Source organism: Sorangium sp. So ce145 (assembly GCF_051525985.1).
GTDB classification, from domain to species: Bacteria; Myxococcota_A; Polyangia; order Polyangiales; family Polyangiaceae; genus Sorangium; species Sorangium cellulosum_B.
Genome location: NZ_CP150315.1, coordinates 12254755 through 12266703, shown reverse-complemented (window position 1 = coordinate 12266703; position 11949 = coordinate 12254755). Strand labels below are relative to the sequence as shown.

The following is an 11949-nucleotide window of genomic DNA, read 5'->3' as shown; positions in this document are numbered from 1 at the left end:
GGCACGGAACAACTAACTTCCGGCGCCCGGCGCCCACGTGCGCGCCCGCACCGAGCCGCCGCGCAGAGGAGCGACGGCCGAATGCCGCGCGCGCTCCGCGATTGTGGACAGCGCAGCAAACACGGAGCCCGCGCGGCATTCGGCGATCAACAGCGATTGAGCGCTCGACGTCTCGACGTCTCGACGTCTCGACGTCCATTGCTGGACGCGGGCGAGAAACACGCGCAGATCACCTCGGCGGCGAGCCGCTCAGGCACAGGCCGGCGATGCTGCTCGTGAACGACGTCCCCTCCTCGCGCCGGACCTCGACGGAGTTGCCCGTGAGCGGCGACGAGAACACCCCCTGAACGACGCCCGCCCCCTGCTTCGCCGTCACGGAGCGGCCGACGAGCGACCCGGGCGACACGGCCTCGATCGGCGCTCCCGGCGCGATCGCCTGCTCCTCGGGCAGCTCCGCGCGCCGGAACCCGCCGAACCGAACCGCCGTGCCGCCGCCCTTTCCCGGCATGATCTTTCCGATGCACTGCCCGAGCGGCGTGCCGACGACCGCGTACGTCACGGCGGCGTCCACCGGCGACCGCCTCGATTCGCCCACCAGGGTGACGGCGACGGCGAGGACGAACGAGGCGACCGGGACCGCGAGCGCGGTCGCCACGACGACCGCGGCGGCGCCGGACGTCGCCCGGCCGAACGAGGCGAGCTCGGCGCTCACGGCCTGCTCGAACGACCGCAGGATCACGACCTGGCGCGCGCGCACCCGCTCGAGGACGGCCGCGGCGACCAGGTTGTCGGCGGCGCAGAAGCCGCACCGCGCGATCGCGCCGTCACCCGCGCCGAGCGGCGCGCCGCACACGTGGCACGCCGCCGGCTCGCCCGGGGCCGCCGGGGGGCGCGCGGCGCACGCCTCCTCGAGCCGCCGCTGCCTGCTGCGCATGACCGCGAGCACGGCCGCACCGGTCCCGACGGTGCCGAGCCACGCCGCCACCGTCATGCCGCCGGTGATCACGTTCCCCTCGGTGTCGGGGCTCACCCAGACCCCCAGCACGATGAGCGCGCCGAGCAGGGTGATCGGCACCGACGCGAGCGCGAACACGACAAGCAGCCGCGCGTGCCGCTGGGACGCCGTGACAAGCCTCCGCCGCAGCGCCTCCGAGAGCTGGCGGCGGCGCACGTCGGTCTGGAAGACCACGTGCGCCGCGGCGCGCAGGCCCTGCGCCGCCTCTACGGGCAGCGGGCCGCGGTAGTGGCACGCCGCGCAGTCCATGAGATCCGGGCTGGCGAGGGACACAGGCGCGGGTCGCCCGCAGCGCGGGCAATGCACGGCGAGCATGGACCGATTCTACGCCAGCCGCGTCTCGGCAGGTCAAGGCGGCTCACCGCGCCCCCCGCCTCGCCTTGCGCGCGCGCCGCCCCGCCGGCGCGAGCTCGCGGAGCGCCGCCGACAGCGAGGAGAACGTGCTCAGGACGCCGAGGTCGACGCCGACGAGGCTCATCGCGATCTCGGGGCGCACGCCGACCAGATAGACCCGCGCCCCGAGCAGCGCGGACGCGCGGCTGGTCATGCCCACCGTCTCGGCGACCCGGGCGTCCACGAACGGCACGCCCGTGAGATCGAGCAGCACGGAAGATGCCCTGTGCCGGCTCACCCCCTCGGACACCTTCTCGAGCACCTGCCTGGCACGGCCGCCGTCGATCATCCCGATGAGCGGCACGAGCAGCACGCCGGGCAGGAGCGGGATGAGCGGACAGCCCAGCTCACGCACCGTCTCCGAGAGCGCGCGCTCGATCTCGTACGCCCTCTGCAGGTCGGCGTGCTGCGACGACAGCGACTCCACCAGCGCGTCGCGCTCCAAGGCCGCGCCGAGCAGCGTCCCCCAGATCGCGACCGTCCCCTCGTCTCCGGCCATGGCAACGAGGGTCGGGCCGACGAGCACCAGGATCCCCCAGTCGCGCCGGGCAGAGCGTATCGGCAAGAGCAGCACCATGTGCGTGCCGTCCTCGGCCGACGGCGGCAGCATCGCCGCCGGCAGAAACGCCTCCGGCCGACAGCGGCGGCCGATCGGCGGGGTCGGGCTGCCGTCGCGGCTGTAGGCGCCGGCGACGACGAGACGGGAGCGCGCCTGCGGGTCGTCCCACAGCGCGAGGCAGCCCCAGACCACCGTGGTCGTCTCGAGCCACGAGAGCGACCGCGTCGCCTGCTGGGTGCCGCCGAGCAGGGCGAAGCTCACATCGTAATTGGTCCTCGCGAGCACCCCGAGCTGGCGGACATACTGGCTCTCGGCCTCGAGCCGGGCCCGCGCGATCGCGAGGCGCACGAGCTCCAGGAACGCGTCCACCCGCCGCCTGGCCGTGTCGTCCAGGGACGCGCCGCGCCGCTCGTGAAACTGGCCCAGCAGGCGGATCGTCGCCAGCAACGTCCCCACATCCATCGTGATGTCGACCGCCTGCCGGCAGGCGCCCCCGAGCTCGGTCGCCGAAGGCAGCGCGGCGCCCCGGAGCGCCGCGAAATAACCGTCGATCAACGACGTGACCGCCGGCCATACCTCGGTCGGCGGGAGGTCGGGCGGGAGCGGCTGGGGCAGGAGCAGGAGCTCGACCATCTGCCGGGCCAGGACGCCGCCGGCGTCCTCCTCGGGCACCGCGTCCTCCTTGTCGAGGAACTCCTGGATCGTGTTGCACCCGCACGAGCTCCGCACGGCGAGCGCGTTGGCCGTGCGCACGCCCTCGGCCGGGAAGGCCTCGCCGGCGATCATCGACGCAAGGAGATCGCACGCGGCGCTCCCCATCATCTCGAACCGCTGGCGCACCGTGGTCAGCGGCGGATCGGCGCTCTCCGCGTCCGGGATGTCGTCGAAGCCGATGATGGCGAGATCCTCGGGGACGCGGACGCCCGCCGCCTTCAGCTGGGACATCATCCCGAGCGCGTTCTTGTCGGTCGCGAAGACCGCCGCGGTGCACCCGGGCAGCCGCGCGAGGAGCGCCGGCGCGGCGCCCTGGCCGCCGCTGTACCAGTTGTTGTCGCTCCGGATGACCAGATCGGGGTCGAAGGCGATGCCCGCCTCGGCGAGCGTGTCCTTGTAGGACGCGAAGCGCTCGCGCACGTCGTACGCGTCGAAGTAGCCGACGAACGCGATGCGCCGGTGCCCGTGCTCGATCAGGTGGCGCACCGCGCTCCGCATCCCGCCGTGGTTGTCCGGGATCACGGCTGGACAGGCGACATCGGCGGCGCGCGTGCCGACGGTGATGAATGGGACCCGGCCGCGCGCGAGCGCCTCGATGCCATGCAGCTCGATCAGGACGATCCACCCGTCCACGTGCTCCCCGGCGAGCGACGGCGCGTGGACCTCGAACGGCGTACCGCGCAGCACCAGCGTGCGAAACCCGCGCTGCTGGGCCGAGTCATGGATGCCGAGCAGGACAGGGTTCCAGAACGAGCCGTCGAGAAAGGGGGAGATCACCCCGAGGGTGCGAGGGCGGGCCACGGCGCCGGCTGCCGGGACATGGAGCGGCGGGGCGTCGGTGCGGCGCGCCGGAGGGAGCGATGAGCGGCGCGCGGGAGGGAGCGATGAGCGGCGCCCCGGAGGGAAAGAAGAGCCGGTGCCGCGCCCCGAGCCCGCCCCCTGCCCCGGTGCGCCGGAAAGCTCGCCCCACTGCTCCGGCACCACGATGCCGCTGTCCCGGCGCTCCTGACCCATCCTCGCGCTCCCTCCCGCCCTGCTCGCCCACGTCCGGCCGAGCCTCTCCACTTCCGTGGCCGGCGCCATCCTTAATCGATTTCGGGCCGGAGGTGAGGAAAGCGACAATGCCCTGGCGCGCCCATCACCTCGCCTTGTGCGCGCCCCCCGCCGCCGGCGCGAGCTCGAGGAGCGCCATCGCGAGCGAGGAGAACGTGGCCAGCTCGCCGAGATCGACGTCGACGAGGCTCTCCGCGATCTCGGGGCGCACGCCGACCAGATAGACCCGCGCGCCGAGCAGGGCAGCCGCGCGGCTGGTCATGCCCAGGAAATGGGCGACCTGGAGGTCCACGAACGGAACGCCCGTGAGGTCGAGCAGCACGGACAGCGCCTCGTGCCGGCTCACCCCCTCGGCCACCTTCTCGAGCACCTGCTGGGCGCGGCCGCCGTCGAGCACCCCGATCAGCGGCACGAGCAGCACGCCGGAGAGGAGCGGGATGATCGGGCAGCCCAGCTCCCGCACCGTCTGCGACAGCGCGCGCTCGCTCGCGAACGCCTGCTGCAGGTCGGCGTGCCGCGCCGACAGCGACGCCAGCAGCGCGTCGCGCTCGAGGGCCGCCCCGAGCAGCGTCCCCCAGATCGCGACCGTGCCCTCGTCCCCGGTCATCGCGACGACGGCCGGGCCGATGAGCACGAGGATCCCCCAGTCGCGCTCCACGGAGCGTATCGGCAGGAGCAGCACCATGTACGTGCCGTCCGCGGCCGAGGGCGGCAGCATCTCCGCCGGCGGGAACGCCTCTCGCCGATGGCGGCTCCCGTTCGGGGGGACCGGGCTGCCGTCGCGGCTGTAGGCGCCCGCGACGACGAGGCCCGCGCGCTCCGCCGGGTCATCCCATAACGCGAGGCAACCCCAGACCATCGTGGTCGTCTCGAGCCACGAGAGCGACCGGTACTCCTGCTGGGTGCCGCCGAGCAGGGCGAAGCTCACATCGTAGTTGGTCCTCGCGAGCACCCCGAGCTGGTGGACGGAGCGGGTCTCGGCGTCGAGCCGCGCCCGCGCGCTCGCGAGGCGCGCCAGCTCCACGAAATCCTGGACCCGCCGCCTGGCCGCGGCGTCCAGGGACATGCGGCGCCGCTCCGGGAGCTGATCCATCAGGCGGGCCGTCGACAGCAGGGCCCCCAGATCGGGCGTGATGGCGACGGCCTGGCGATAGGCTCGCTCGAGCTCGGCGGCCGGGGCGGGCGCGGTGCCCCGGAGCGCCGCGAAATACATGTCGACCACCCGCGTGACCGCCGGCCAGACCGCGTCCGGCGGGGTATCCGGCGGGAGCGGGCGCGGCAGGAGCAGCTGCTCGACCATCTGCCGGGCCAGGGTGTCGCCGGCGTCCTCCTCGGAGGCCATGTCCTCCGTGTCGAGGAAGTTCTGGACCACATTGCAGCCACACGAGCTCCGCAGGACGAGCGCGTTGGCGGTGCGCACGCCCTCGGGCGGGAAGGGCTCACCGGCGACCATCGACGCGAGCAGCTCGCACGCCGCGCTCCCCATCATCTCGAACCGCTGGCGCACCGTGGTCAGCGGCGGGTCGGCGCTCTGCGCCTCCACGACATCGTCGAAGCCGATGATCGCGAAATCCTCGGGGATACGGACGCCCGCCGCCTTCAGCTCGGACATCGTCCCGAGCGCGTTCTTGTCGGTCCCGAAGACCGCCGCCGTGCACGCGGGCAGCTGCGCGAGGAGCGCCGGCGCGGCGGCCCGGCCTCCGCTGTACATGTTGTTGTCGCACGGGATGACCAGATCGGGGTCGAAGGGGATCCCGGCCTCGGCGAGCGTGCTGACGTAGGCGTCGCGGCGCTCGCGCACGTCGTATGCGGCGAAGTTGCCGACGAACGCGATGCGCCGGTGCCCGTGCTCGATCAGGTGGAGCACCGCGTTCCGGATGCCGCCGTGGTTGTCCGGGACCACGGCGGGACAGCGGACGCCGGCGGGGCGGGCGCCGAGCGTGATGAACGGGACCCCCGCGTCGGCGAGCGCCTCGAGGCCGCCGAACTCGATGATGACGAGCCACCCGTCCACCTGCTCTCTGGCGAGCGAGGGGACCAGGACCTCGGACGGCGTGCCGCGCAGCACCAGCGTGCGGATCCCGCGCCGCTGGGCCGACTCATGGATGCCGAGCAGGACAGGGCCCCAGAACGCGCCGGAGAGAAACGGGGCGACGACGCCGAGGGTGGGAGGGCGGACCGCCGCGTGCGCGCCCTCCGACAGGCGCGGATCAGCGCCGGAGACGCCGGCCTTTCCCCTGGCCTTCCGCTCCGCTGCGCCAGGCAGCTCGCCCCACTGCTCCGGCAACGGTACCGCACTGCCCTGGCGACGCTGACCCATTCCCGACGGCCTCCTGCTCCACAACCTGACCGCCTTTCCCACGGCCGCTGCGGACCGGCTACATCGTATACGCTGCGCCGCCGGCCCGGGCGAGGAGTCTCGTGTCCTGCCGTGGAATCCGGAGCGTGGCGTCAGACTGCGGACATGGCCGCCCCACACGCGGCGCGCGTGTCGACGCGCTTCGACGCGCTCCGACGACCGGCGCGCCGCCGGCGCCTGGCGTCGCTGGCGAGCTGGTCGGTGGTATCGTCGAGCAATGCAATACCGCGACGAACGAGACGCGCTGCGGGGGCGTGTGGACAGCCTCGAGGAGCAGCTCGCGGCGGCCAGAAAGGAGCTCGAGGAGCACCGCGACGACGATCGGGCCGCGCGGGTCGAGCAGATCGAGCGCCAGATGGCGGAGGCCCGCCGCGTGCTCGACCAGCTCGGCCGGGAGCTCGCCGCGGTGCGCGGCCAGCCGAAGCGGTCGTCGGCGGTGCCGCTCCTTGTGACGATGGCGGGCGTGGGGCTCTGCGCGATGATCGCGAGCTATCTGCTGGCGCGGCCCGCGCGCGAGACGATGGCGATCGTCCAGCAGCCGGCCCTGCCCCCGCCTGCCCCTCCCCTCCCGGAGCTGCCGGCGCCGGTCCCCGAGCCAGCGCAAGCGCCACCGGAGCCGGCCGCGCCGGCGAGCGAGGCGCCGTCGCGGACCGCGACCGCGACCTGGAAGGCGGCCGTCACGCGCGCCACGGGGCTCCCCCTCGCGGCCGGCGCGGCGTGCACCGTCGAGGCGGAGCTCGCGAGCTCGGGCGACGACATCCGCGTGCCCGCGCTCCGGGTCCTCTGCGGCGGCAAGCCCATCTACCGGTCGAGCGATCCGCTGAACGGCATGTCGATGTTCAGCAGCGGCGTGGAGGAGGACTCCGGTCCTGAGCCTGGCACCTATGCTTATGCCCTCTCGTACCAGGACAAGGGGTCGCGCGCCGGGGAGCGGGCCGAGGTCTCGCTCGACAGCATCCGCAAGGCGGGCGCCGTCTGGCGCGACTCGGCGCCCGCGTACCGCGTCGAGCTCACGCTGGCGTACCAGAGCCTGCCCGTCGCGGGGGAGCCGCTCCTCGACGCGACGCGGAAAGCGCTGCGCCGGTCCGCGCGCGTCACCGAGTCCACGGGACCGAGCCCGGTGAAGGTGGGCCAGAGGTGCGCGCTGCTCGTCTCGCCGCTCCCGCGCGGCGGCAAGTGCCTCACGCGCCTCGCGTGCGCCGGCCGCATGCTCTATGGCGCGGGCACGACTGGCGTCTCCGAGTGCACGGTGGAGGGGGACAAGGTCGTCCGCGTCCACGACGGGAACACGACCCCGAACGGCGGCGACCCGGCGTTCGATCTCGACACCGCGACGGGGCGCATCACCGTGAAAGACGACGTGGGCGGCGCCGCGTGGACCGTCGGCGTGCAGCTCGATCCGAGCGGCTAGCTAGAACCGCGCCGTTCGCGCCGACCTTGCCGCTTCGAGCTCGCCCCTCGCCCGCGTCGTCCAGTCCGCCCCTCTGGGCGTGACGTCTCGCATCGAGGCATAGGCAAATATGCCTATGCCTCGGGCGTGAGGCATAGGGTACGACATCGTCGCAGATGACCTGCATCGGGTGATGCGAGGACGGACGGCGATCTTAGAATTCTTCGAATAGAGAGGCGGAAACGAATGAAAACGCTTCGCAATTTCGGCGTGATCGCTCCTGGGATCGTTGCGCTCGCGGCGTTCGCGGCGCTGGGCTGCGCCAGCCAGGGAGAAGCAACGACCGAGGCATCATCCGGCGGCAGCGCCGGAGGGCCCGCTGGGCCCGGCTCCAGCGCCTCCGGCGCCACGGGTAGCACGTCGGCGACCGGTGGCTCGTCGGCAAACGGTGGCTCGTCGACAACCGGTAGCTCGTCGGGGACGTTCAGCGGCGCCGGCGGCAGCGGCGGGCGCCCGGACTCGGGGGAAACTGGCGCGGGCGGCGGGGCCGTTGCCGGCTCCGGCTCGAGCGGCGCTGGCGGAGAGGCGCAGAGCGCGGGCTGCGGCAGCGCGACCGCGCCGAAGAGCGGCCGTTTCAGCGTCGATGTCGGGGGCACGACGCGCGAGTACATCCTCGCCGTGCCGGACAACTACGATTCGAAGCACCCTTACCGGCTGATCTTCGCCTGGCATCCCCGCGGTGGCTCGGCCGAGCAGGTCGCGACCGGGTTCGGCGGCGGCTACTACGGCCTCCAGAGCCGCGCCAACGGCTCGGCGATCTTCGTCTCGCCCGAGGGCATCGACCAGGGCTGGGCGAACACGGGGGGCCGCGACATCGCGTTCCTCCGGGCCATGCTCGACCGCTTCCGCGCCGAGCTCTGCATCGACGAGAGCAGGATCTTTTCGACGGGGTTCAGCTACGGCGGCATGATGTCCTACGCGATCGGCTGTGCGATGGGCGACGAATTCCGCGCCATCGCCTCCATGTCCGGCGCGCTCTACAGCGGCTGCGAGGACGGCGACAGCCCCGTGGCCATGTGGGGCGCTCACGGCAAGAGCGACAACGTGGTTCCGCTCGAGAACGGTCAGAGCGCTCGCGATGTCTTCCTCGAGCGAAACCACTGCGGTCAGCAGACCACACCGGTCGAGCCGAGCCCCTGCGTCAGCTACGAGGGCTGCGACGCGGGCTATCCCGTCGTCTGGTGCGAGTTCGACGGGGGCCACGCCCCGCAGAACAACTCCGGCGAGTCGATCTGGAGCTTCTTCTCGAAGTTCTGAACCGGGTGTCGCTCGAACCAGCGCCACGTTTCAGGGCGCATCGAATCGCAGCGTGGATTGAATGGATGGGTCCGGCGATGGTGATCAAAAATCTGCCAGCGAAGCTCTTGATAACTGGAATCCTGGGCATTTGCTCCGGAGGGTGTGGTTCGTCGGCCGACGATACCAGCGGAGGGACGACGAGCAGCAGCTCCGGTAGCGCGGCGTCGAGCGGTCCCGGCGGAGCGACCGGCACCGGCGGCGACGCCGGCACGGGCGGCGGGGGCAGCGGGACCACCGCGGGCAGCGGAACCACGGGAGCCGGTGGCGCTGAGGAGACGGGCAGCGGCGGCAGCGGCGGCGCTGGCGGGACGCCCGGCGCTGGCGGCGGCGGCAGCGGCAGCGGTGAGGCGACGATCGTCCCCGATCCGTCGTGGACCTGCGCGATGCCGGACGGCATTCCGCTCCCCACGCGCGGCGAGCTCGTCTTCCGGGCGACGCTCCAGCTCGGCGAGACCCACGACGTCGGGACCACCCAGTTCGGCCACCGCCGCCTCCTCGACGTGAAGGGGGGCACGCTCACGGGCGACAAGATCCAGGCCACGTTCCTCACGGGCGGCATGGACCTCGAGCTCACGCTGTCGAACGGATCCGTCGAGCTCGAGGAGATCAACATCCTGAAGGCGAGCGACGGCAGCTCCATCTTGCTGCGAACCTGCGGCGTGGCCGCCGCCGGCGATGACGTCGTCCGGATCGTCCCGGACTTCGAGGTCGCCAACTCGAGCTCGCTCGCGTGGCTCAACACCGGGAAGTTCGCGGGCACCCGTGTCGTCAACGCCGCGGCGGGCACGATCCAGCTCGACGTCTACGACATCAGCAAGGTGGCCGCCGGAGAGCCGAAGATCCAGCTCAAGGATCCAGAGGGCGTCCCGAACCAATCGTGGGAGTGCTCGAAGGCGACCGGGGCGAGGGGCTCGAGCGTGTTCACCGAGACCGTCACGCTCGGCTCATCCGTGTCTGTCGGCGCGAGCAAGCGCGGCACGCGCAACATCATCCCCATCACCGGGGGCACGGTCACCGGCGGAACGCTGCTGAGCGGCCTGTCGGGCACGGTGCTCCCCGGAGGCGCCGACTACCAGCTCATCGGATCGACCACGGTGCTGGACGCCCGGTACGCGCTGTCCTCGAAGGACGGCGAGGTCATCGTGGTGAGGAACTGCGGACCGTTCGGCGCGCTCATTCCTGTCTTCGAGACGCGCGCGGACGGCCCCTATGCGATCCTCAACACGAAGCAGTATGTGAGCTCCGACCCGGGCGGCGCGGGGGGCGGAGTGAGCCTCACCTTCTACGAGCGCAAATAGAACATAGAACAGCAGAGCCGCGGTGACGCCGGTGCCTCCGGGTGGCCAGAGGCACGACGGCCACGGCGGTGGGCGTCTCGGGTAAAGCTACCAGGGCCTCGGGATGTGGTCGGCCATCTCCGCCGACGTCTCCCGCGCGGCGCGGACCGCCGCGAGCCAGTGGACCTGGTCCGGATCGCCGTCCCACGGCGGCGCCTCGCGCCAGCGCGCGTCCCAGTACTCGCGCGCGGCCGCCTCGGCTGTCGCGAGCTCGCTCTCGTCCTCGGGTGCGTCCTCGACGCGATCTGCGAAGTACCGCCATGGTTCCGAGTCGCGGTTGCACCGCTTCGACCGAGGGGGCGCAGGCTCCCCGTCGAGGATTCCGTCGCTGCTCCGGAGATAGGCATCGTAGGCGCTCTGCGCCATCGCGTCGCGCCGGCTTACGATGACCCAGTGCGCGCACGTCTCGCGGTACGCCTCGGCCCAGGCGCGGTCCTCCTCGGGCACATCATCGCGCCAGGCGCCCGCGTGGAGCTCGCGCAGTGCTCGCTGGCTCGCCTCCACGTCCTCGCGACTCGCGCCGCTCGCGCGCCACGCGGCCACGAGGGCTCGCTCGCGGGCCGCGCTCGGTCCCAGCAAGTTCGCCTCCGCTTGCTGGCGGTACCAGTGATAGGGAGGATCCACCATCCGGGGGATGTTCCTCTTCGTGGAGAAGGGTCTCTGGCCTCGTCCCAGCCGGAAGCCCCGCTGGAAGGCGCGGAGCGCCTCGGGGCCGTGGCCCTGGGCCACATCGTCGGCCGTCAGCAGCTTCCAGAGATAGGTCGTGTCCAGGCGCGCGAGCGCCTCGGCCTGCGTGATCGGCTTTCGCTCGAGAGCCCCATAACCGGCAACGAACGCCCGCTTCACGGCGGCGATCAGCATCGGCCACGGCGGGGCGGCTCTGCCGTCGACCCAGTGGTTGAACTCTTTCCGGTGCGCCTCGGCCCACGCGCGTTCATCCTCCTCTAACAGATCGTCTCGCCATGCCGTGCCGCACACCTCGCCCAGGTTCTGGACGTAGGACTTCCATTCTCGTGGGTCCTTGGTCATGAACATGACCGACCCATTGCCCGCCTCACGCGCGACGAGATAACGTTTCACGGTTGATCCCCGCCAGGAGGGTCTGTGGGCTCTCCGCCCGTAGGGAACGAGTCGGACGGTCTGGGAGGGCATCCCCAGCCCTCCCCGGCGCCGAGCGGGCAGAGGAGCGGCGCGAACCGAGGAATAGCCCACCCTGGAGGCGGCCCCGGAAGGGTGATCATGGCTTGGATGATATCATCCGACTCGATCGCATCGATATCGACCATCTTCGGATCCACCTTCTCGGGCTCGTATCGAAAATCCCACACGTACTTGCACTCGATGTCGGTGTACGCGGGCAGCAACTTCTCGATCTCCCTCTTCGCGTCAGGGACGACCCACGACGCAAAGTCTTCGGCGCAAAAGAGATAGTTCGGAAGATCGGGCTTCTCCCTGAGACAGCGGAGCATATCGTCCACGGTGATGTACTTATTCGGACGATCGTACCATCCGCTCCACATACCACCCTCGTTGTCGCGGCACACTACCTTGCCCACCTGGTCGTTCTCGTCCCTTGTCTCCAACCATTCCTTCGCCAGCTCGTGCATGGTCCAGCGCTTCATCTGCATCAGGTTGTCGTGCGGCAGCATCGCGATCTGACGTCTCAGCTCCGCTCGATCTTCTGGGTCCACGATCGAGCAGCCGACGACGAGCGGAACGAGCACCGCGACACATAGACGTCTCATACGCCCCCTCCTGCGTGTGACGCAC

Annotated in this window: 8 protein-coding genes; 3 read left to right on the top strand and 5 right to left on the bottom strand. The window is 71.6% G+C overall.

Translation table 11 applies throughout. The features are described 5' to 3' along the window. Positions 1–229: 229 nt before the first annotated feature. The 3 genes from WMF34_RS45610 to WMF34_RS45600 all read right to left on the bottom strand — a co-directional run bounded on the left by WMF34_RS45610 (position 230) and on the right by WMF34_RS45600 (position 6054). The gene (locus WMF34_RS45610) at positions 230–1330 is read right to left on the bottom strand and encodes a hypothetical protein (protein ID WP_012241544.1); all 1101 of its coding nucleotides are present in this window, start codon (positions 1328–1330) and stop codon (positions 230–232) included. 43 nt (positions 1331–1373) lie between these two features. Further along, positions 1374–3695, bottom strand: coding sequence for a substrate-binding domain-containing protein (locus WMF34_RS45605; protein WP_012241543.1), 2322 nt, complete (start codon positions 3693–3695; stop codon positions 1374–1376). 124 nt (positions 3696–3819) lie between these two features. Beyond that, a complete protein-coding gene (locus tag WMF34_RS45600) occupies positions 3820–6054 on the bottom strand; it encodes a substrate-binding domain-containing protein (RefSeq protein ID WP_012241542.1) in 2235 nt (744 codons plus the stop codon). 256 nt (positions 6055–6310) lie between these two features. Here WMF34_RS45600 and WMF34_RS45595 point away from each other — a divergent pair, with 256 nt between their 5' ends. The 3 genes from WMF34_RS45595 to WMF34_RS45585 all read left to right on the top strand — a co-directional run bounded on the left by WMF34_RS45595 (position 6311) and on the right by WMF34_RS45585 (position 10140). Then, the gene (locus WMF34_RS45595) at positions 6311–7504 is read left to right on the top strand and encodes a hypothetical protein (protein WP_437991746.1); all 1194 of its coding nucleotides are present in this window, start codon (positions 6311–6313) and stop codon (positions 7502–7504) included. A gap of 225 nt (positions 7505–7729) precedes the next feature. After that, positions 7730–8800, top strand: coding sequence for an alpha/beta hydrolase family esterase (locus WMF34_RS45590; protein WP_012241538.1), 1071 nt, complete (start codon positions 7730–7732; stop codon positions 8798–8800). A 107-nt stretch (positions 8801–8907) separates the two neighbouring features. Next, on the top strand, positions 8908–10140 hold the full coding sequence (locus WMF34_RS45585) for a DUF3237 domain-containing protein (protein ID WP_437991745.1): 1233 nt from the start codon (positions 8908–8910) through the stop codon (positions 10138–10140). A gap of 87 nt (positions 10141–10227) precedes the next feature. Here WMF34_RS45585 and WMF34_RS45580 read toward each other — a convergent pair whose 3' ends face one another. Beyond that, positions 10228–11259, bottom strand: a complete 1032-nt coding sequence (locus tag WMF34_RS45580) for a hypothetical protein (protein ID WP_231864599.1) — start codon at positions 11257–11259, stop codon at positions 10228–10230. Further along, entirely contained in the window at positions 11256–11903 is a 648-nt protein-coding gene (locus WMF34_RS45575) for a hypothetical protein (RefSeq protein ID WP_437991744.1), read from the bottom strand. Before WMF34_RS45575 ends, WMF34_RS45580 begins: the two co-directional genes overlap by 4 nt. Positions 11904–11949: the final 46 nt, after the last annotated feature.